Annotated in this window: 11 protein-coding genes; 5 read left to right on the top strand and 6 right to left on the bottom strand. The window is 28.6% G+C overall.

From position 1 onward, the window contains the following. Window position 1: 1 nt before the first annotated feature. The 3 genes from BSV1_RS00255 to uvrB are packed head-to-tail and all read right to left on the bottom strand — an operon-like array spanning window position 2 to window position 8,259. Complete coding sequence (locus BSV1_RS00255; RefSeq protein ID WP_008882106.1) at window positions 2–3,442, bottom strand: LPS-assembly protein LptD; 3,441 nt, start codon at window positions 3,440–3,442, stop codon at window positions 2–4. Then, window positions 3,397–6,249 (bottom strand): excinuclease ABC subunit UvrA, encoded by a 2,853-nt coding sequence (gene uvrA / locus BSV1_RS00250; RefSeq protein ID WP_008882111.1) that lies wholly within the window; start codon window positions 6,247–6,249, stop codon window positions 3,397–3,399. Before uvrA ends, BSV1_RS00255 begins: the two co-directional genes overlap by 46 nt. Before the next feature lie 3 nt (window positions 6,250–6,252). Further along, on the bottom strand, window positions 6,253–8,259 hold the full coding sequence (uvrB, locus tag BSV1_RS00245; protein WP_008882136.1) for an excinuclease ABC subunit UvrB: 2,007 nt from the start codon (window positions 8,257–8,259) through the stop codon (window positions 6,253–6,255). Window positions 8,260–8,391: 132 nt separating this feature from the next. Between uvrB and BSV1_RS00240 the strand changes: the two genes are divergently transcribed. Genes BSV1_RS00240 through BSV1_RS00225 form a run of 4 tightly spaced genes read left to right on the top strand, consistent with a single transcriptional unit; the run spans window position 8,392 to window position 16,289 of the window. Continuing rightward, window positions 8,392–10,101, top strand: coding sequence for a phospho-sugar mutase (locus BSV1_RS00240; protein ID WP_008882128.1), 1,710 nt, complete (start codon window positions 8,392–8,394; stop codon window positions 10,099–10,101). Window positions 10,102–10,123: 22 nt separating this feature from the next. Continuing rightward, window positions 10,124–12,328 carry an AAA family ATPase gene (locus BSV1_RS00235; RefSeq protein ID WP_008882156.1) on the top strand — a complete coding sequence of 735 codons (2,205 nt, stop codon included), beginning with the start codon at window positions 10,124–10,126 and terminating at the stop codon, window positions 12,326–12,328. A gap of 14 nt (window positions 12,329–12,342) precedes the next feature. Continuing rightward, window positions 12,343–15,471 (top strand): isoleucine--tRNA ligase, encoded by a 3,129-nt coding sequence (ileS, locus tag BSV1_RS00230; protein WP_008882118.1) that lies wholly within the window; start codon window positions 12,343–12,345, stop codon window positions 15,469–15,471. Next, entirely contained in the window at window positions 15,465–16,289 is an 825-nt protein-coding gene (locus BSV1_RS00225; protein ID WP_008882130.1) for a hypothetical protein, read from the top strand. The genes ileS and BSV1_RS00225 overlap by 7 nt, the downstream gene beginning before the upstream one ends. A 16-nt stretch (window positions 16,290–16,305) precedes the next feature. On the opposite strand, the gene BSV1_RS00220 is transcribed toward BSV1_RS00225, so the two are convergent. From BSV1_RS00220 to BSV1_RS00210, 3 genes are read right to left on the bottom strand one after another with little or no spacing between them, the layout of a single operon-like run. After that, window positions 16,306–17,241: an ROK family protein gene (locus BSV1_RS00220; RefSeq protein WP_008882113.1), complete on the bottom strand. Its 936-nt coding sequence runs from the start codon at window positions 17,239–17,241 to the stop codon at window positions 16,306–16,308. A gap of 33 nt (window positions 17,242–17,274) precedes the next feature. Beyond that, window positions 17,275–20,121 carry an AAA family ATPase gene (locus BSV1_RS00215; RefSeq protein ID WP_008882112.1) on the bottom strand — a complete coding sequence of 949 codons (2,847 nt, stop codon included), beginning with the start codon at window positions 20,119–20,121 and terminating at the stop codon, window positions 17,275–17,277. After that, window positions 20,108–21,349 (bottom strand): exonuclease SbcCD subunit D, encoded by a 1,242-nt coding sequence (locus BSV1_RS00210; RefSeq protein ID WP_008882135.1) that lies wholly within the window; start codon window positions 21,347–21,349, stop codon window positions 20,108–20,110. The genes BSV1_RS00215 and BSV1_RS00210 overlap by 14 nt, the downstream gene beginning before the upstream one ends. 74 nt (window positions 21,350–21,423) lie before the next feature. Here BSV1_RS00210 and topA point away from each other — a divergent pair, with 74 nt between their 5' ends. Beyond that, a complete protein-coding gene (gene topA / locus BSV1_RS00205) occupies window positions 21,424–23,976 on the top strand; it encodes a type I DNA topoisomerase (protein ID WP_008882108.1) in 2,553 nt (850 codons plus the stop codon).

Genomic DNA, 23,976 nt, shown 5'->3' with positions numbered 1-23,976 from the left:
ATTATTTTTTTGTTTTTCTATTAATAATAAGCTCATAGTTTGTATCTTTATTGTTTTCAAATGATGCTTTTATAGGAGCAAAAAAATTCCAAGAAATATAAATTGTAAAATTATTTCTCCAAATAGGAGAATAAATTCCGTCAGATCCTATTAATAAATCTGGCTCTAAATTATATTCGCCAACAAATTTCCAATCATAAAAATTGAATTTAAAGCCTGATGAAAATTTTTTAATTTTAAAAAGTGAATCTTTTCTGTCTTGAGAATTAAAGAAATTGAAAGATTTTAATAAATCAGCAAAGACATTAACGGGTTCAAGACCAATTTGGTCCATATATCCTTTAAAGTATTTAAAAGTCTTAGTATTAATAGACAAAGTAGAAAAGTAAATTTCTAAAAACTCTGTGTATTTAAGCTTAAAAGTCAATGCGGATCGAAGTTCATTGTCCGTAAATTTCTGCAAATTTATTTTCCAGCCAACATCTACCCCTAAGGTAAAAGAAAGCTTATTGTCAAAAAAAGTTAAAACGTACAATTCCTTCTTATAACTAGAATCTAAAGAATATGGAACAAGTTTAGTTGTAGTGCCAATCTTGGAAAAATCTCCTTTTAAAGGATCATAATTATATTCAAATTCATCTTTCATAGCAAACAAAAATTGAAAATCAAAAACATTAAGCTTAAAAGAAAGTTCAGAAACTCTATTTATCAAAGGATCATAGGCGACTAAAAAACTAAATTTAAAATAATCCAAATATCTCGGCTCAATTTTATAATACAAAGCAGGAGACATTTCTAAATTTTTATAAGGCGATGATGGTTTTTGAGGCTCCAAAGGATTTTGAACAGTAGAAATTCCAGAGTTTTTCATAACATCTTCTTTAAACTTTTTATAATATTTAATTCCAATCCCAGCTTCTTGTAGCAAATAAGGAAAATCTAAAGAAAGTTTAAGCTCAGAAGAAGCTTTAATATCTTCAAAACTATTTTTTAATTCACCTGAAAGCTCAGTAGTAAAATAATCATAATCATAAATTAAAGAAGCTGTTAAACTTTGATAAAAAGTTTCCGGATCAGATAAAAAAATACTACTATTCTTATTAACCAAAGATTTTACATTAGAATCATATTTTTTATTAAATGAATATAAAGTAGCCTTATTTTCAAACTTTAAAGTACTTCTAGAAAATAAAGGATATCTAATAAAAGGAAGCAAGTTTAAATTTATTTGGTTAATAATAGCGTGCTCACTTTTTTTATCTTTATCTTCAACCTTAAAATCTTTATTTAAAGGACTATACTCAACAGTATTAAGATACAATAAATTTTCAAAAGTAATTAAACGATTGTAAAAATCAGCATGAATTTTTATATCCGTTTTATTTTTTATATCAAATAAATAATTTTTTATTTCATAATTAAAGTCCTTTGGACTTGTTATACCATAATTATTAAAAAAAATATTATTTCTTAAATAAGGATTAATGCCAAACCTAATAAAAAAAGAATCGGATTGATCAATATTTTTTAAAGTAATTGGTTCTGGAGGAATATATAAATCTTTGGTTAATTCTGTTGTTTTTTTAGTATTTTTCTCCTTCACACTCTTTTTATCATTATCTTTATCTTCTAGATTTTTAATTTCTGGACGCATTATCATTTCTTTAGTATCAGCTGGAAATGTCCATTGGTTATTGTAAAGATCTTTTTGAAAATTCAAATCAATATATGGAGCATAAATTCTCTCCAAATAAAACCATTTTCTTGTAGGATCATTAACATCTTTTGGTTTCTCCAAGGGAGATTTAATATAAAGATTTTCATAACCCGACAATTTAAAACTTAAACCTAAATTATTTAATTTATAATCTAAAATTGAACCGTCATTAAATGTTCGCTTATAAAAAGAAGATAAATTCCAATCAAAAGTGCTAATGCTGGTTTGCTCTTTAACTGAATCTTTATCTAAATTTAAAAGAGAAAAAAATGTAGCACTTTCTATTCTATCTCTAAAATCAATATTAACATACGGGTCAGAATAGTGCTCTAAAACAACCGAGAAAAGCGCATCACTTAAAAGAAATTCTGTTTTAAATTTAAGTAAATACCTAAAAGGAACTTCAAACCCAAATATATCTCCTTTGTTAAGATTGGAAAAACTAAAAAGAGATTGTTTTAAAGTCCTATTATCAAAAGGATAATATCCTCCATCGTAACTATAAACATTCCTGGTAAAACCCAATCCAAAATTTCCTTCCAAAGTTTTAAAATGCCCCAAAGTATTGCCCAAATTAAAATCAATTCCAGAATAAAATCCCAGATTAGCATAAATGTCAAAAATAAGCTTAACATAATCTTTATTAGCACTGGGTGCTAAATTTTCTGCAAAAAAATAAGTTAAATATCCATTTCTTATATAAGGTTTTTTACCCGAATTATAAACAGAATTGAAATCAAAATCCAAAAAAGAAGAATCTTCACTTGAAGATTTATTACCAAAAAGATAAACGGTATTAAAAACAGAAAAACCTTTTCGTGGATTTAGACCTAAAGATGGATTAAAAAACAAACTATCTCCCGGTCTGAAAAAAAAAGGCATATAAAATACTGGAACTCTTCCCATGTAAAATATGGCATTTAAAAACCCAAAATCTCCCGAGGGCAATACCCATATTTTAGAAGCCTTGATTGAATAGTAAGGTTCTGGAATTTTACTAGTTGTTGCAAAAGCTTGTTCCAAAATGGTAACATCGTTGTCTATCTTTTTTAAAACCTTTCCTCCAAACGAAAGAATATGATCTATTTGATTTTTTTGCATTTTTTTTTGAAGAATACCATCTTTTAATAAAAAATTTTGAGAATCAAAATCGACAAGAAATTCATTGCCATAAAAATAAAGCTTTTCATTGGTATCCATATCAAGAATATATTCAACATTTCCAATAGCATAAAGTTTTTTAGAGTTCTTATTAAGGACTATTCTGTCGCCTTTAATATTGTGCTTTTTATTTTCTTTAATATCTTCAACCAAGATATTAACTCTTCCTTCAAAAATAATACTTTCATCTTTAGTAAGTACATAAGTGAAATTTTCAAGATTATCTGCAGTTTCAATTATTATTTTATATCTACCAGATCCGGCAAGTCCCTTTCCTTTGACAAAAAGCTCAGGATCTATTCCAAACTTTTTTAAAAGTAATTCTCGTATTTTTGAAACATCTGTTTCTTTTAGGCCCTCTTTTAAGGCCCATTTTTTTAAATCCTCATCGGTTGAAAGCTCAAGTTCTCTTAAATAAGATTTTTGACTTAAAGTTAGCTTATCCCTTTTTTTAGAATTTTCATCATCTATAGTCTGGGCAAAAATTGCATTAGAAAATGTTAAAAAAATTAAAAATACTATAAAAGATTTTTTAAAAACATTCCTGTATAGGAATTCTCGCATTTTGCAACCTCTTCAGGAATACCAGAAACAACGATATTTCCCCCTGCCAACCCACCATCAGGACCCAAATCTATTATATAATCTGCCTGTTTAATTACATCCAAATTATGCTCTATTAGTACAACTGTATTACCATTGGAAACTAACCGCTGCAAAACCTCTAACAACTTCTTTATGTCATCAAAATGCAGCCCAGTTGTTGGTTCATCAATAATATAAAAGGTTTTACCCGTGCTCTTTTTACTTAACTCAAAAGCCAACTTAATGCGCTGAGCTTCTCCTCCTGATAAAGTTGTTGCAGATTGTCCTAATTTAATATATTCAAGTCCAACTTCAATTAAAAATTTTAAATAATGACTAATTTTTGGGACATTCTCAAAAAATTTACTTGCCTCAAAAACACTCATCTCTAAAACATCATGTATATTTTTTCCTTTGTATCTAACTTCTAAAGTTTCTTCATTGAATTTTTTACCCTTACATAAATCACAAGGAACAAAAACATCTGGTAAAAAGTGCATTTGAATATTAAGATACCCATCTCCTTGACATTTCTCACACCTTCCACCTTTAACATTAAAAGAAAATCTGCCGGCTTTAAAACCCCTTGACTTTGCATCTGGAAGCTTAGCAAAAAGCTCCCTAATTTCTGTAAAAAATCCAACATAAGTTGCTGGGTTTGATCTTGAAGTTCTCCCTATTGGTTTTTGATTTATTTGAATAATTTTATCGATTTTTTCGTACCCAACAATATCTTTAAAGCCATCACAATACTTTTCATTAAGCTTTAATCTACTATCAAGAGCGGGATATAACACCTCGTTAAGTAAAGTACTTTTTCCGCTACCAGAAACACCTGTTATTACGGTAAAAACTCCCAAAGGGATACTTACGTCTATATTTTTAAGATTATTTTTATTAGAACCTAAAAGCAAAATTTCTCCCTTATCTGCCTTTCTTCTAGAGCTTGGAACATCTATTTTAAACTTGCCGCTAAGATATTGACCAGTTAAACTATTTTTGCTATTTAAAATATCAATTAGGGCTCCCTTTGCAACTATTTCCCCCCCAAGAATTCCAGCACCAGGACCCATATCAATAATATAGTCTGCAGTACGCAAAGTTTGCTCATCATGCTCAACAACAATTACAGTATTGCCAAGATTTTTAAGATTAACAAGAGTAGAGATTAATTTTTCATTATCTCTTTGATGAAGACCAATGCTTGGCTCATCAAGAACATAAATAACACCTGAAAGTGCTGATCCTATTTGAGTAGCAAGCCTAATGCGCTGAGCCTCACCGCCAGATAGACTGCCTGATATTCTATTTAAATATAAATAAGAAAGGCCAACATCAATTAAAAATTTAAGCCTACTTTTAATTTCCTTTAAAATTTCTTTAGATATTTTTTCGTCCACTATATCAAGCTGCAAGTTTTCAAAAAATACATAAGAATCAAATACCGACAAATTGGTAAGATCTTGAATGTCTTTCCCATTAATTTTCACAGTTAACGCTCCAACGCTTAAACGTTTCCCTTTGCATGAATTACATATTTTTTTAGACATCAAATTTTCGTAAAAAATTTTAGTGCTCTCTGATTCTGTTGCAAGATATCGCCTTTTTAAAAAGGGCAAAAGTCCTTCAAATGTTTTAGAATAATGAAATCCCCCATCTAGATCCTTTGCTTCCATTTCTTTAGACTGGTAAATAAAATCTATTTTTTCATTTGAGCCGTATAAAATCTGTTTAAGAACTTTATCTGGAATGTCTTTTATGGGAGTATTTAAGTCAAAATTATAATGTTTAGCAAGTCCTTTAAAAATAGCCACAGACCAAGATGAACTTGTCTTAAACGTAAGAAAAGCATCATCATTAAAAGAAAGACTAGTATCAGGACAAATGCTCTCAAAATCAAACTCAAGTGTAACGCCAAGACCAGAGCACTCACTGCAAGCACCAAATGGACTATTAAATGAAAAAAGTCTGGGTTCTATAAGAGGAAGTGAAAATCCACACAAAGGACAACTATTGTGCTCTGTGAACAATTTGTCTATTTTTCCCAAATCATTATCAATTTCCACTCTTAAATATCCATTAGAAACAGCAAGAGAGGTCTCAATAGATTCTGCAAGTCTAACTCGAACATTATTACCAAGCTTAATCCTATCAACTATAATTTCAATGGTATGTTTTTTATTTTTATGCAAATTTAAATTAAGTGCATCTTCTATTAAATAATCTTCAGAATTTATTCTAACTCTATTAAAACCTTGATTTAATATTTTTTCTAAAACCTTTTTATGAGAGCCTTTAGCCCCCCTTACAATTGGTGCAAAAAGTATAACCTTGGATCCCTCAGAATAACTTAAAATAGTATTAACTATTTTATCTAAAGATTGCTCTTCTATTAATCTACCATCATTTGGACAGTATGCTTTACCGATTTTTGCAAATATTAGTCTATAGTAATCATAAATCTCGGTAATTGTTCCAACAGTAGAGCGGGGATTATTGCTTATTGTTCTCTGCTCAATAGCTATAGAAGGAGAAAGTCCATCTATATAATCAACATTGGGTTTTTTCATTACACCCAAAAACTGCCTTGCATAAGCTGAAACAGATTCCATATATCTTCTTTGCCCTTCTGCAAAAATAGTATCAAAAGCCAGAGAAGACTTGCCAGAGCCACTTTTGCCAGATATTACAACTAACCCATCTTTTGGAATATCTACATCAACATTTTTTAAATTATGTTCTTTTGCTCCTCTGACAATAATTTTTTTTTTCAAACTTTTTTCCAAAAATTACACCTCTCTTTTTTTATTACGAGCTATACTAATTTTGCTACTAAGCTCTTTTATTTTATCTCTTAAAACAATTGCGTCTTCAAATCTTTCATCATTAACAGCTTCTTCTAAGTCAAATTTAAGCTTATCAATAAGCTTTTTTTTAGACAATCTCTCGCCCGAAATAATTTTTTCAAAATCATAGCCAACATTCTTATTTTTATTATTAAGTTCTTTTTCTAAAATATTTTGAATCTTTTTAACAATTGTCTTAGGGGTAATATTATTTTTTTCATTATAATCAATTTGAATTTGACGTCTTCTATTAGTCTCCTCAATTGCCTCCCGCATAGCTACACTAATTTTGTCGTAATACATTATTACAAGTCCATTAGAATTTCTAGCAGCCCTACCAATTGTTTGTATTAATGAAGTAGTAGATCTTAAAAATCCCACCTTATCAGCATCTAATATTGCAACAAGAGATACTTCTGGAATATCTAAGCCCTCTCTAAGCAAGTTAATCCCAACAATAACATCAATTTCAGATTTTCTAAGCAGCGAAATAACTTCCACTCTCTCAAGAGTATCAAGCTCTGAATGTAAATATTTTGCCCTTACGCCAAGATTTACCAAATATTCAGTCAAATCCTCAGACATTTTTTTTGTCAAAGTAGTAATTAAAACCCGCTCTTTAAGAGCCACTCTTTTTTGAATTTCACTGTAAAGATCTTCCATTTGCCCATCAGAGTGCCTAGTAATAATTTCAGGATCAACAAGACCCGTGGGACGAATTATTTGGTCAACAACCACACTACTTTTCTCATTCTCTTCAACACCCGGAGTTGCAGATACAAACACAACCTGATTAATTAATGCGTCAAATTCATCATATTTAAGGGGTCTGTTTTCAAGCGCTGCAGGAAGTCTAAACCCAAAGTTAACAAGATTTGATTTTCTGGAATGATCTCCATTATACATTCCCCTAAATTGAGGCAATGTAACATGAGATTCATCTACAAATAATAAGTAATCTTTCGGGAAAAAATCAAAAAGACAATAAGGTCTTTCCATTGTACTTCCACTCAAATATTTAGAATAATTTTCAATGCCCGAACAAAACCCTGTTTCTCTAAGCATTTCCAAATCATACTCTACCCTTTGTTTGAGTCTCTCGGCTTCTACAAGTTTGCCATTGTCTTTAAAATATTGACATTGAAGACTTAAATCATGAGATATTTTGGGTATCGCTTCTAATACATTTTTATAAGGAATTACAAAATAAGATTTAGCAAAAAGAGTAAAACTATTTGTAGCTCCTAAATTTTTTTTAGAAAATGAACTAACTCTATATATTTCAACAATTTCATCAAAATCTAAACAAATTCGATAAGCAAACTCTCCATGTTCACTGCTAGGCCAAATTTCAACAACATCCCCCTTAATTGAAAATTTATCTCTTTCTAGATTCATTAAAGTTCTCTCATAATAAAGCTCTACAAAAATATCTGATATTTCTCTAATAGAAATCTTTTGACCTACAAAAAATTCTCGTGCTGATTTTTTGAAAAAATCTGGAGATCCAAGAGCATAAATTGAAGATACGGTTGCAACAACAATTACATCTCGTCTTTTAGCAAGAGACGTTACCGTTCTTATTCGCTTAATTTCTATCTCAGTATTAATAGTGGCTTCTTTTTCAATAAATAAATCTTTTGAAGGAACATAAGATTCTGGCTGATAATAATCATAATAAGAAACAAAATACTCAACAGCATTATTTGGAAAAAAATCTTTAAACTCTCTATAAAGCTGTGCTGCTAATGTTTTGTTATGACTGACAACTAAGGCAGGCCTGTTTAGATCTTTTATTATATTTGCAATTGTAAAAGTCTTCCCACTACCTGTAACGCCTTTTAAAGTTTGATATTTATTTCCAAGCAAAATAGAATTTTCAATCTCTTTTATTGCCTTAGGCTGATCCCCAGCAGGAAGATATTCTGACTTCAAAAAAAAATCTATCATTAATTTAACGACCAAAATTTAATACACATTCTTATAAATTATATGATAATAAATTCTATATCAAGTATATAATTCATTATAAATCAATATAATTTAATTAATCTTTGTTTAATAAAATAAAAGGAAATATTGATGCAAAAAATCGAAGCTAAAAGAAAATTGAAAAATTACATTCTTCTTGAAGAAGATATGCATTTTAAAGAAGAAGCAATAAAAATTCAAAAAACAAACAATTCAACAGAAATTTTAAATAGATTTTACAAAGATCTAGAATTTGGCACTGCTGGAATAAGGGGAATCATTGGAGCTGGAACATGCTACATGAACACATATAATATAAAAAAAATAAGCCAAGGAATATGCAACTACATACTTAAAATAAATAAAAACCCCAAAGTTGCAATAAGCTATGATTCAAGATATTTTTCAAAAGAATTTGCTTACAATGCTGCTCAAATTTTTGCCTCAAATAATTTTGAAACATATATATATAAAAGTTTAAGACCTTCCCCCCAACTATCTTATACAATAAGAAAATTTGACTGTGATGCTGGCGTTATGATAACAGCAAGTCATAATTCAAAAGAATATAATGGATATAAAGCATATTGGAAAGGTGGAATCCAAATAATACCACCTCATGACACACTAATAACTAATGAAATTAAAAATACAAAAAACATAATAAATACAATTACCATAAAAGAAGGCATTGAAAAAGGGATCATCAAAGAACTTGGCAATGAAATAGACGAAGAGTATGTGAAAACAATAAACAAAGAATTGCCTGATTTTGAAAAGAACAGCAAAGAAACAAACTTAAGAATAGCCTACACAGCATTACATGGCACCGGTGGGACCATAATAAAAAAACTCTTTGCAAATAGCAAAATACAGCTTTTTTTAGAAAAAAATCAAATACTACCAAATCCTGAATTTCCAACAATAAATTATCCTAATCCAGAAAAGCAAACATCAATGCTTAAAGTAATAGAGCTTGCAAAAAAAGAAGATTGTGACATTGCCCTTGCAACAGATCCAGATGCCGACAGAATAGGGATTGCATTTAAAGATCAAAACGAATGGATATTCTTAAACGGAAATCAAATATCATGCATTTTAATGAACTATATACTCTCAAAAGAAAAAAATCCTAAAAATACATTTGTAATATCATCATTTGTAACAACACCAATGCTAGAAAAAATTGCAAAAAAATATGGTTCTCAAATTTTTAGAACTTACACAGGATTTAAATGGATAGGAAGCTTAATTAATGAAATGGAAAAAAATGAACCAAATAAAAAATTTGCTTTTGCATGCGAAGAAAGTCATGGATATCTAATAGGAAGAAAGGTTAGAGATAAGGATGCATTTTCAGCCATAAAAGGAATTTGTTCTTTAGCACTTGACTTAAAAGCTAAACAACAAACAATTAAGGATTATCTTGAAAAGATATACAAAGAATTTGGATATTATGAAGAATTTAATATAGAAAAAAACTTTGAGGGGGCCAATGGAGAAATTCAAAGAGAAAAGTTAATGCTAAAACTAAGAAAAGAACAAAAAGTACAATTTGCAGGAATTAAAATAATTGAAAAATTAGACTATAAAACTCTTAAAAAGATTAACTTTAAAAATGAAATTTCAGAAATTAAAGAATATAAATACCCCATAAACGCAATAAAATTTATACTTGAAAACGAAATTGCAATAATTGTAAGACCCTCTGGAACAGAGCCGAAAATTAAATTTTACATATCTGTAAAACTAGAGTATAAGGAAAAACATAAAATATTTGATATAATAAATGCAATAAAGATGGAGATAAAAAAATATTAACATAACAGAAAATTTAATAAATTTGGTAGAAATAGACTCAAAAGAAATTGCAAGAAAAAATAAAAATAAAGAGGTTTCAATTTGGCACTTATTAATGTCTATAATTACCACTCCCAAAAAATCCGAAATAAAATTTATAGATACCAAAACTCTAAAAAACATTAAACAAGAAGTTATATGCGAAATAGATAAATTAGAGAAAATTTTAATAGAAAAAAACGAGATAATTATACCCAAAATCAATAAAGAAATCTTTACTCTCATAAAAGAAGCTAAAAAGGAATTTAAATCCAAGCCTTTAATAGGGGCAAAAGAAATTTTTTATCAAATATTAAAAAATAAAAAACTTCTTAAAAAACACAAACTAAGTAAATCTAGCTTCAACTTTAAAGATCAAAATATATTAGAATACATGGAAAAAAATAAAATAAGATTAATTGAAACCTACAAAGAATTTGATGAAGAAATACGACTTGAAAATGAGCACTTTGAAATTGGAAAGTATGTCAAAAATTTAACAGCACTTGCAAAAGCCAAAAAATTAGACCCTTTGATTGGAAGAGAAGCAGAGATTAAAACTCTTACAAATATACTCTTGAGAAGAAACAAAAATAGTGCAATGCTAATAGGCGAACCTGGCGTGGGAAAAACGGCAATAGTTGAAGGCCTTGCATCAAGCATAGCACAAAAAAAAATAAGTAGCAAACTACAAGACAAAACAATTCTAATGCTTAAGGTTTCAAACTTGGTATCGGGAACAAAATATAGAGGCGAATTTGAAGATCGTTTAAACAATATAATTAAGTATATTGAAAAAAACAAAAACACAATCATATTTATTGACGAAATACACACTCTAATAGGAGCTGGAAACTCTGAAGGAGCTCTTGATGCATCAAATATACTAAAACCATCACTTTCTAGAGCTGAAATACAAATTATTGGCGCAACTACTTACAATGAATATCGAAAATATATTTCAAAAGACAAAGCATTCGCCAGAAGATTCCAAACAATTACTGTAAAAGAGCCTGATGAAAAAGATACACTAAAAATAATCGAAAATATTGCAAAAAATTTTGAAGACTATCATGGAGTGATCTATGAAAAAAGCGCGCTTTTAAATATAGTAAAACTTTCATCCAAATACCTAATAAATAAAAGATTTCCAGATAAAGCAATAGATATAATAGACATTGCCGGTGCAATCAAAAAAGAAGAACTTACAAAAGACAACATCATTACATCAGATGATATACAAAAGGCAATAAATGAAATATTATCTATTAAAACAGCAAATAACACTAAAGAAGAAATTTTAGAATTAAAAAAAATAGAAAGCGAAATAAATAAAAAGGTGATCGGACAAAAACATGCGGTAAGCGAACTTATCAAAGAAATTATTAAAGTCAAACTTGGACTTAATGACGATTCTAAGCCTTTAACCTCAATATTGTTAATAGGATCAAGTGGATGTGGAAAAACTGCTTTAACTGATGAAATGTCTAAAAAAATTATCAAAGATCAAAATTCAGTATTAAGATTGGATATGTCAGACTATAAAGAAGAAAACTCTATTTCAAAATTAATTGGCACAAATCCAGGATATGTAGGCTACTCTGATGGGGGCATTCTGACAAATAAATTAAAACATTCATTTGAAACTTTAATATTGTTTGAAAACATTGAAAATGCCCACAACTCTATATTAAACCTAATAAGTCGAATGCTTGAAAACGGAGAACTTATTGACAGCAAAGAAGATAAAATACTATTTAAAAACACAATTATAATAATGACTACAAGCATTGGATCTAGAATGCTTCTTGGAGAAAAAAATATTGGATTCAACAAAAATCAACAAAAAAGCTTTAAAGAAGAAATAAAACAAGATCTTGAAAAAAGATTTAAATTATCCTTTTTAGACAGAATTCAAAAAAAAATTATCCTAAATGTCCTTACAAAGGAAAATGTAGAAGAAATTTGCAAAAACTACTTAGACACCCTTAAAACAAAATTTCACTCTAAAGGAATCGAAATAGAAATAAAAAAAGATGTTGACAAATTCATAACCACAAAATACTATAAAAAAAATTCAGGAGCAAGAAGCGTCATTGCTGCAATAAAGGGGAAAATAGAAGAAAATATTATCACCAAAATAGCTGAAAATCAAAACATAAATAAAATAACGATTTATTTAGGAAAAGAAAAAATAATAATAGAATAAAGAGGAATTATAATATGTTTAAAAAAGTAGAAAACAAGGCAAGTTTTCCTAAAATAGAAGAAAAAATATTAAAATTTTGGAATGACAATAAGATCTTTGAAAAATCAATAAAGCAGAGAGAAGGATGTGAAGAATTTACATTTTATGACGGACCGCCTTTTGCAACAGGACTTCCTCATTTTGGACATTTTGTCCCAAACACAATAAAAGACATAATTCCAAGATATCAAACAATGCAAGGCAAGTATGTTAAAAGAAATTTTGGATGGGATACTCACGGACTACCTGTTGAATACGAAGTAGAAAAAAAATTGGGAATTTCTGGAAAATACGAAATAGAAAATTATGGCATTGAAAACTTTAACAAAGAATGCAGAAAAATAGTACTTAGATATACAGAAGAATGGAAAAATATAATCTTGAGACTTGGAAGATGGGTAAATTTTGAAAAGGGTTATAAAACAATGGACATAAGCTTCATGGAATCCGTGTGGTGGGTATTTAAAAGTCTTTATGACAAAGGTTTAATCTACGAAAGTTACTATGTACTACCCTATTCCCCAAAGCTTGCAACTCCGCTTTCAAATTTCGAAGTGAATCTTGGAGAATACAAAGAAGTCAATGACCCATCATTAACAATAAAATTTAAAATTAAAGATAAAAACGAATACTTACTAGTGTGGACAACCACCCCCTGGACATTGCCCTCAAACCTTGGAATTGCAGTAGGGGGTGAAATAGAATATTCTAAAATTTTTGACAAAAAAAAAGAAGAGATTTTAATACTTGGATCAAAAAAGCTTAATAGTTATTACTATGATGAAAATTCATATACTATTATAGAAAAATTCAAAGGAAGCAAGCTTGAAGGCATAGAATATGAACCTATTTTTAACTACTTTTTAGAACAAAAAGATAAGGGGGCTTTCAAGGTACACACAGCTGATTATGTTACAACTGAGGATGGAACAGGAATTGTTCATATTGCTCCTTTTGGAGAAGAAGACTACAAAATACTCAAAAAACACACAAATGTCGATATAATAGACCCCTTAGATGCTGAATGTAAATTTACAAATCAGGTAAAAGATTTTAAAGGACTTTTTGTAAAAGATGCTGATAAAAAAATAATAGAAAACCTAAAATTACGCAATTTTTTATTCAAAAGAGAAAATTATCTACACAGGTATCCATTTTGTTATAGAACAAACTGCCCAATTATTTACAGACCAATAAGTTCATGGTTTGTAAATGTAGAAAAAATAAAAACCAAACTCTTAGAGATAAATGAAAAAATTAATTGGATGCCAGCCCATTTAAAAAAAGGAAGATTTGGAAAATGGTTAGAAAATGCAAAAGATTGGGCAATAAGCAGAAACAGATTTTGGGGAAATCCAATTCCAATTTGGATATGCTCAAAAACAGGAAAAAAAATTTGCGTTGGATCAAAAAAAGAGCTTGAAAACCTATCTGGCCAAAAAATCGAAGACTTACACAAAGACCAAATAGATAAAATAACCTGGCCAAGCAAAGACGGTGGCACATTTATCAGAACAAGCGAGGTTCTCGATTGTTGGTTTGAATCTGGAGCAATGCCTTACGCAAGCAACCATTATCCATTCACAAATGAAATTAATTTTAAAAATATATTTCCTGCTGACTTTATTGCAGAAGGTCTAGATCAAACAAGAGGATGGTTTTATACTCTTACAATCCTGGGAACTGCTCTTTTTGAAAACACAGCATTCAAAAACGTTATTGTAAATGGACTTGTGCTTTCAAGCGATGGAAGAAAAATGTCAAAATCCTTTAAAAATTATACAGACCCAATGCAAGTAATAAACACCTTCGGAGCTGATGCTTTAAGGCTTTATTTAATAATGAGCCCTGTAGTTAAAGCTGATGATTTAAAATATAGCGACAATGGAGTAAGAGACGTTCTTAAAAATATAATAATACCCATTTGGAACGCTTATTCATTTTTCACAACTTATGCAATAATTGACAAATTCAAACCTCCAAAAAATCTCAGCCTGGCTAAAAACAATAACCTTGACAAATGGATCATAAGCGAACTTGAAAGTCTAAAAAAAATACTAAATACAGAAATAGACAAATACAATCTAACAAAATCAATAGAATCTTTACTTGAATTTATAGATAAATTAAACAATTGGTACATAAGAAGATCAAGGCGAAGATTTTGGAAATCAGAAAACGATAAAGACAAAAATGATGCCTACGAAACATTATATTATGCAATCAAAAATTTAATGATTTTACTTGCACCTTTTATTCCATTTATAACAGAAGAGATTTATCAAAATTTAAAAACCGATGAAGATAAACAATCAATACACCTTAACGATTATCCAAAGGCAAATGAAAATTTCATTAATAAAACAATTGAAGAGAAAATAAATCTCGCAAGAAAAATAACTTCAATGGCAAGATCACTCAGATCATTGCACAATATAAAAATACGCATGCCTATTAGTACGATATATATTGTCACAAAAAATCAAAATGAGCAAAATATGCTAATGGAAATGCAAGAAATAATATTAGATGAAATAAATGCAAAAGCAATGAAAATAAAAGCTAACGAAGAGGAGCTTATAACTTACAAAGCAAAAGCAAACTTTAAAGAACTTGGGAAAAAGCTTGGAAAAGATATGAAAGCGGTATCTGCTGAGATTAGCAAGCTAAAAAATGAAGACATAATAAAAATAATAAATGGAACATCCTACGAGATAAAAGCAGCCAATGCAAAGCATTATTTATCATTAAATGATATAATATTAGAAAGAGAAGAAAAAGAGAACTTAAAAGTAATAAATGAAGAATCCATTACAATAGGAATAGACTCACTAATCACTAAAGAGTTGTACTTGGAAGGACTGACAAGAGAATTTGTAAGGCAAATACAAAATTTAAGAAAAGAAAAAAATTTTGATGTTAGCGATAGAATAAATTTATACATAGAAAATAATGAAACTTTGAAAGAAATGCTAAATAAATTTGAAAAATACATTAAAACTGAAACATTAGCCTTAAATATCATATTAAACAAAAGTAAGCTAGAAAAAAAAATAAACCTTGCCGATGACATATTCACACTAATAGGAATTGAAAAATGTTAAAAACATTAACAAAAATAATTACCATTTCATGCCTCATAGTGGGATGCGCTAGTCTGCCTTACAGTCCTCCAAAACAAAATCTAAATTACTTAATGGAACTTTTGCCTGGCGCAAATTTATATGCCCATGTAAATTTAATTAAAAACAGGTCTATTTATAACTCTTTAAGCCCTAAATATAAATCAGTTCTCGGGCTTATAAGCAATTTATACTTTAGCTATAAAAAAGAAAATAACGATTTTGCTCTACTAATAATGGGCAATTTCCCAAAAGATATTTTCTGGGGAATTCATAAAAATAGAAATACAGAATCAATAGGCAATATATTTACAAATCCAAAATGGAAACTTAAAAATTCAAATATATACATTATTCCAAACAAAGCTAGAACTAGCATTGCAATAACCCAAAAAGATATAACCGTAAAAGACAATAATATACTAACAACAAAATATATTGGGGAAATAGAAAAAAATGAAATGTTTTTTTGGATTCAAGATTCAACATTATTGCTCCCAAGCCAAATAGTACGCAGCAAAAATTTAATCCCCTTTAGCAGTGGAACTTTGTCTATAAACAGCTTAAATCAAGACGAATATATTTTTAAATCCTTAATCAAAACAAATAATCCACCAATACTAAAAATATTGTCAAAAAAGTTAATTCCAACCGTCTTAGCAAACATGACAAATCTCACAATATCAAGCCACATAAAAACCACAATAAAAGACCAAAATACAGTTGAAATAGAATTTAATATTCAAAAATCTAGTGTTGAAAGCCTTATAGAAAAACTAGCTTCAAATATTCAAACCTAAAATTTCTGTCACTCCACTAAAATGAGGTATTATTTTGATTTTTGCAAGTAAAATAATGATACAAAGCTCCAATTTTACCAGATTCATTATTAAATTTAGTAGGCTCAAGTGCTACAAGATTTTTTATATTATTATTATCATCAAAAGCCATTTCTAAAGACCATAAATTTTCTAATTTTTCATATATTCTATCTATTAAATCGGGTCTTGCGCTTATTCCTCCTCCGATCAAAATTTTTTCAGGATTCAAAATAAAAGTTAAATTAAAAATACCAAATGACAAATTCTCAAAAAATCTATCAACTTCATTTTTTGCATGAATATTCCCATTCTCAGCTAGATCAAAAACAAATTCTCCTGAAACCTCTTTTAAAGGTTTTCCTAATCGCATGGCAACTCTTTTTCTTAAAGCCGAAACAGACGCAATGGATTCCCATCTGCAATTAAAGGGAATATTGTTGCTAATACCTCTAGTAATCATAAATCCAACCTCTCCGGACATAAAAGAATTTCCTCTTAAAAGCTTGCCATTTGCAAAAATTCCAGCACCAATTCCTGTGCCAAGAGTTATAGCAATAAAATTATTAGAGTCAATAGCATTACCCTTAAATTTTTCTGCTAAGGCCACACAATTAGCATCATTTTCAATCTCTGTACTTACTCCGGTTAAAGATTCTAATCGCTCTTTTAAAGGATAATTAACAAATCCAGAAATAGCATTTACCCTAAGAACATTTCCCTTAAGATCAACAAACCCAGGAATACAAATTGCAACTCCCGCAATATCACTTGATTCTTTGTAAGAATTAATAATATTAACTAAAATATTTACTTGTTCGTCAGAAGTAGCACCTGTGCTTATTTCATTTTTATCAAAAAAAACACCGCTTGAATCTGAAAGCGAATATTTGGTACTAGTCCCGCCAATATCAATCGCTAAATAATGTTTCATATTTATCCTCAAGGCCTAATTGTACATAAATGATCATAAATTTTCCATAGCAATATAAGAAATTTTAGAAATCTTGTTTATAACTATTTGCGCTTTAATCATCTCCTTCAAATAAGAAACATGAGAAATTATGCCAATTTGTCGTCCAGTCATCATTTGAAACTTAGAAAGCTTAGGCATAACTTGAGCCAAAGTATCTTCATCAAGATTACTAAAACCTTCATCTAGGAAAAAAGCTTCTATTTTTAACTCACTATCCCTTATTTTATCAGATAAAGCTAAGGACAAAGCTAAAGACACAAGAAATTTCTCACCCCCAGACAAAGTTTTTACCGTTCTTATTTTATTAACATCTTTTTTGTCTTCAATTAAAAAATCAAACTCTTTGCTCTCTTTGTTCGTTTTGAGCTCAAAATCAGGGAAAATCCACCTTAAATACTTTTCATTTGCCAGTCTTAAAATATCATTAATTAAAAAAGTTTGAACATAATATTTCAATCCAGAAGATCTAATAACCACCTTTCTTAACACATCTAGCTTATCTTTCCTTTCTTTAGCAAGATTTAATTCACCCCTTAGCGAGTCTAAATTAATTTTTTGTTGATTAATCTTTTTTTGAAGAGTTTGAAAATTTAAAAGCTTGATTTTATACTTTTCAATATCTCTGGATAAAAATTCAAGCTTAGAGCTAATTGATAAACTCAATTTTTGCAAAAAATACAGACTATTCTTATTGATTTGTTCTAAGTCAGTTGTTGATTCAAAAGAAAATGAACTAAAAAAAACATTTTTTAAATTTGAAATTAAATTAATAAAATTATTTTGCTCTTCATTTAATCTCGCTTTTAAAGTCAATACAGATTCCTTTATAAATTTAATTTGTGTTTCGGTTTTAATTTTTAAATCTTCTAAATTTTTAAGATTTAAAACAAGCATATTCCATTCATTTTCTACACTTTTCTGCTTAGCCAAAACAACATTAAATTCCCTTTCCAAAGAAGAATAATCATTAAAACTTAAATTTAAATTAAGTTTTAATGATAAATCCTTAATCTTTAAAAGATTTTGATCAAAATTTTTATTTTTCAAAGAAATTTCAACTTTTAAATCTTTTTTCTTAGCCTTAAATTGTTCAAGCTTTTCTAATTTATTTTCAAATGCTAAAATTTTTTCTCTGTCAAAATAATTTATATATTTGTCAAATAAATTTTTTCCAATCAATCTTAAAATTTCAGCATTATTCTTTTCAAACTCCAAAGCATTAACCTCTTGTTTAGAGATTTCTTCTTGTCTACAAGATAGCTGATATTTAAGCTCATCAATTTGATTTTGTATCAAATGAAGCTTTGAATTTAAAGCGTAAAGCTCTTTCAAACTGCAAAGCGATAATTTATCTTTATGCTGATAATTTTTATATTCAGCCTCAATATATTTTAGCTTTTCTTTATCACTATTAATAGAAAAATTTTTATCATCAAGATATTTTAACAACTCTTTATACAAGTCAATCTTAATAATATTTTTTTCCTTATTTTTATTAAAATCTTCTTTGTCAGTAGATTTTAATAAAACTTCCAGCCTATCTCTATATTTTGAAATCAACTCATCATTAAAAGTTTGAAACAATTTCAATGCTTCATAGTAAACATATTTGTCAAAATCAAAATTAGATTTCTCAGAAGAAATGCTTTTAATCTCATCATTTTTTTTGCTCTGAGACCTTAATAATTCTTTTTTTTCATACTCAAGACTATTTTTCCTTAAAAGCAAGCCTTGATAATCATTCTCAACAAGTTTTAAATTAAAAAGATTGCAATTTTTATTATAAAGTTCCTTAACATAATTAAAATTAAAATCATTGTTATACAAATCTTTAATTTCTTCTAAATTATTCATCACTTTTGAAAGTTCTAAATCAAGCAATCTGCTATCATTAAACAATTCGCCTTGTACAGCAACTAAATTTTTCAAACTCCAAAAATCTGAACATAAATAAACTTTTCGATCCAAATCTAAGCTTTCTTTTAATTTCTTTTGAAGGGAATGATCCTTCTCTAGAGAATTTAAATATTCAATCTGAGAAGATAATTGATCATTTAGAGAAGACATTTCAATTTCCAAGCCCAAATATCTCTCATTAGACACTATTGCCTGATTACACAAAGAAATGGCTCTTCTAATATTTTCAAGATCAATTTCTAATCGATCAATATCAACCAAATCCAAATAACCTTTAAGTGATTTATACTCACTCTCATCATAATCAAGAATTGATTTTTCATAAGATTCAGAATTCAACAATTTATCTATATTAAACCTTGTGCGCTCAAAATCACTTTTTAAATAAAATTCCAAATTATCATATTTTTTCAAATTAAAAATATTATCAATTATTGCAGCTTTCTCTTTGGGAGTTGACGTTAAAAATTCTTGAAAATTGCCTTGTGGTAAAATTACAGTTTGACAAAATTGGTTAAAGTCTAATCGACAAAGACTTTTAATATGCTCTAAAACATCGGTTCGACCCTCAATAATCCTATTATCAAAAAAACAATTAAGCAACATACTCTTAGGGGTCTCTATATTTTTTACATTAAGCTCAACAAAAGATTCATAAATCTTCCCAGAAATAGTAAACGTTAATTTAACATAAGCGCTAGTCTCGCCTTTTGATATAATATCTACAATTTTTTTTCCAAGTCTGTAAACACGAGCATATAGCGCCAAAGTTATGCAATCTAAAATGGTGCTTTTGCCTGATCCAGTATTACCAGAAATTAAAAAAATGCCCGATTGTCTTAAAAGAAGTGTATCGAAATTTAACTCATGCTCGCCTTTATAAGAAGCAATATTTTTAAATATGAGCTTATTTATCCTCATATTCACCCAAATATCCGTTAGTTAAAACCTCGTTAAAAAGAGAAATAAGCTCTTCTTCCTTAAATTTGACACCTCTAATAACACCGTTCTCAAAATCCCATCTCAACTTTTTCTCAAAAAAATATTTTTCATCCATTTCAAGCACTTCAAGTTCTCCAATAAAGTTGGAATCTTCTTGCAAATCCTGGCTTGAGGATAAAGAATAGGAAATAGAAACTAAATTCATAAAATTAAGCCTTGCTAAATCATAAATAGCCTCCTCAGCGCTAGTATCAACTGCCTCATTAAGTTCAATTTTTAAATAAATAGTGAAAGACTCTTCTTTTTTGGCATTAGCCAAAAAATCAAGAACTTCATTTAAAGAACCTTTAGCAAAGATTAATTTATTGAAAATCGGCACCTGAAATGCTTCTTGCAAGATTAATTTATTGTCATTAAAATGTAGAACGTTTATGTATTTATCGCAGGTCTCATTAAATGAATATTGCATGGGAGATCCTGAATAAACAATATTATCTCTTAGTTTCATAAACTTATGAATATGTCCAAGAGCAACATAAGAAAAACTATTTCCACAAACATTAAAAGGGATAATATAACTACCTCCCAAGATGTCAATCTTTTTACTGCTGCCAAAAAAAGAATGCGCCATTAATATCTTAGGAATTCCTTTATACTTGTTTTCTAAAAAATTCGATAAATTTGATATCTTTTCTCTGTAGGCATTTTCTAAATTCTCAAGAAATAGCTTGCTGGAAGACTGATCTTCTAGTCCAAAAATATTGTCAAAATTTTGACCTAAAATAAGCCTTTCATTTATATGGGGGAGACAAACAACAATAAACTTAAGATTTCCATTATCTTTTAATAAAACTATTTGCTCATCAAAATCATATTCTGTTATTAAAAAAAAATTAAACCGTGAGAGAAGTTTTTTATTTATACTTAAATAATCCCTTTTATCATGATTTCCAGAAATAACCACACACCATTTACAAGAAGTAAAAGAAAGCTCATAAAAAAAATTATTCACTAATCTTTGCTCTTCAAACCCAGGCCTTTTGGAATCATAAACATCCCCGGCAACAAGTAAAAGATCTATATTTTCTTTTTTAATAAATTCTAAAAGAAAATATAAAAAATTTTTCTGCTCCTTAAGTATTGAAAAATTTTCAATTTTTTTTCCAATGTGCCAATCTGAAGTATGCAGAATTTTATAATTGCTCACAAAATACTCTCACTTTTTTTAATTCTTAAATTATATTTATATATTATAATACAATATATAAACATAGGGAATTTATGCAAAATAAAAAATTGATAATAGTTGAATCGCCAACAAAAGCCAAAACAATAAAGAAGTTTCTCGATGAATCATTTCTAGTAGAAGCATGCATTGGACATGTAGTAGATCTACCAAACAATGCAAAAGAAATCCCCAAAGAATATAAAAAATACGAATGGGCAAATATTTCTATAGATTATAACAATGGATTTAATCCAATTTACATTATTCCCAGCAATAAAAAACCAATTGTATCAAAACTAAAAAAATTAGTAAAAACAATAAATGAAATATATCTTGCAACCGACCAAGACAGAGAAGGAGAAACTATAGCATTTCACTTAAAAGAAGTGTTAAAAATCAAAAATTACAAACGGATGATATTTCATGAAATCACAGAAACCGCAATAACTGAATCACTAAAAAATACTAGAAATATAGACATGAACCTTGTCAATGCCGGGGAAGCTAGAAGAATATTAGACAGGCTATACGGGTATACAATCTCTCCGCTACTTTGGAAAAAAGTAGCTTATGGACTTTCTGCTGGGCGAGTACAATCTGTTGGGTTAAAATTATTAATAGAGAAAGAAAAAACTAGAATAAATTTCAAAAAGGCAAATTATTATTCAATTTTACTTCAATTTAAACACGAGAAAAAAAACTTGTTGCTTGAAGCAAAATTAGAAGAAATTGACGGCAAAAATGTAGCAGAGGGTAAAGACTTTGTAAATGAAACTGGAAAGCTTAAAAATATTGCCAAAACAACAATAATAACCCAAGATTTAATGATAGAACTTGAAAAAGAATTAAATAATGGACAAAAAATTGAATTGATTTCAATAGAAACTAAAAAAATAAAAATACCTCCTCCAAAGCCATTTACCACCTCTACACTTCAACAAGAAATAAATAAGCGTCTTAAAATTGGAACAAAGCAAATCATGCAACACGCTCAAAAACTTTACGAACACGGATACATTACCTATATGAGAACAGACTCTCATAATATTGCTAAAATTGCAAAAGATAAAATAACAAAAATAATAAAAAATAAATATGGAAAAGAGTATATAGAGGAAAAAGATAGAATTTATGAAAAAGAAAAAATGGCTCAAAATGCACATGAGGCAATAAGGCCTTCTGAAATATTTATTCCAAATGAAACCATAGAAATAGAAAGCAAAACCGCTAAAGAAATTTACAAAATAATATGGGATAGAACCATTATTTCTGGAATGAAAGATGCAATAAAAGAAAATATAAAACTGACTTTTAAATATAAAAACTTAATTTTCAGATCAAGTTTTACAAAAATAATTTTTGATGGATTTCTTAAACACACTAAAGAACAAGATGAACACCTTAACATAAATTTTGACTTAATTAAAAAGGGAGATACATTTTCCATAGTTAAAATGAAAACAAGCGAGCACGAAACAAAGGCTCCATTTAGATATACAGAAGCGTCTCTTGTGCAAAAAATGGAAAAAGAAGGAATAGGTCGTCCCTCGACCTATTCTACAATTATATCAACACTTTTAGAAAGAGAATATGCATTCAAACTTAACAACACATTAATGCCAACTATAAAAGGCGCTGCTGTAATAAATCTTCTTGAGAAATATTTTCCAGTATTAATTGAACTAAATTTCACCTCTAATATGGAAGAAAAATTAGACAAAATAGCAATAGGAAAACTAGATAAAATAAAATATCTAAGTAAATTTTATAATGGCAAAAAAGGACTAAAAGATACAGTAATGCAACTAGAGCCTAAAATTGATTCCTCTGAATTTAGAACCGTTATTGAAAGTCAAAAAATAGAAAATAAAAATAATAATAGCGTTAATTACACAATAAACATTGGCAAATATGGACCTTATTTGATATTCAAAGGACATAATTACTCAATTAATGCAAAAACTCCATTAGAAAATCTGTACAAAAAAGATGAAATAGAAAAAATAATAAATGAAAAAGAGCTAAAACCCAATATACTTGGGGTTGATCCTTTAACAGGACTTAATGTGATCTTTAAAAATACAATTTATGGAAACATTGTTCAACTTGGAGAAGATACCCATGCCCCTCAAGAATATACAAAAAAAGGAAAACCTAAAAAATTAAAAATAATTAAAGCAAAAAAAGCATCAACTAAAAAAATTGACCCTGAAAACATAACATTAGAGCTTGCCTTAAAATTGCTCTCACTGCCAAAACCAATCGGCAAACATCCCCAAACCAATGAACAAATCATTGCTGCAACTGGTGTTTTTGGGGATTATATTAAAACTGAAAGCGGAAGTATTGCTTGCTCGCTAAAAAAAGATTTAAAAGCATATGACATAACACTAGACAAGGCCATCAACCTACTCAACGAAAGAGCCAATAAAGTGGGTATAATCGTTAAAACAATCACATTTTCTAAAAACAAAATTGGCAACAAAATATATATTTACAAAAAAAACGACAAATTTTATGCTAAAATTAAAAGAAAGAAGATTGATTTACCTGATAACGTTAATCTTGAAGAAATAGATGAGAAATATGTATTCAGCTTGTTATAA

It is taken from the genome of [Borrelia] finlandensis (genome assembly GCF_000181875.2).
Lineage (GTDB): Bacteria > Spirochaetota > Spirochaetia > Borreliales > Borreliaceae > Borreliella > Borreliella finlandensis.
Note: the sequence above shows the minus strand (reverse complement) of the source record. Positions and strands in the feature narration are given on the sequence as shown.

Excerpts from the sequence above, each read along its gene's own strand:
- BSV1_RS00255 (WP_008882106.1), bottom strand. The coding sequence starts at position 3,442 with ATGCGAGAATTCCTATACAGGAATGTTTTTAAAAAATCTTTTATAGTA.
- uvrB (WP_008882136.1), bottom strand. The coding sequence starts at position 8,259 with ATGATAGATTTTTTTTTGAAGTCAGAATATCTTCCTGCTGGGGATCAG.
- BSV1_RS00240 (WP_008882128.1), top strand. The coding sequence starts at position 8,392 with ATGCAAAAAATCGAAGCTAAAAGAAAATTGAAAAATTACATTCTTCTT.
- ileS (WP_008882118.1), top strand. The coding sequence starts at position 12,343 with ATGTTTAAAAAAGTAGAAAACAAGGCAAGTTTTCCTAAAATAGAAGAA.
- BSV1_RS00225 (WP_008882130.1), top strand. The coding sequence starts at position 15,465 with ATGTTAAAAACATTAACAAAAATAATTACCATTTCATGCCTCATAGTG.
- BSV1_RS00220 (WP_008882113.1), bottom strand. The coding sequence starts at position 17,241 with ATGAAACATTATTTAGCGATTGATATTGGCGGGACTAGTACCAAATAT.
- BSV1_RS00215 (WP_008882112.1), bottom strand. The coding sequence starts at position 20,121 with ATGAGGATAAATAAGCTCATATTTAAAAATATTGCTTCTTATAAAGGC.
- topA (WP_008882108.1), top strand. The coding sequence starts at position 21,424 with ATGCAAAATAAAAAATTGATAATAGTTGAATCGCCAACAAAAGCCAAA.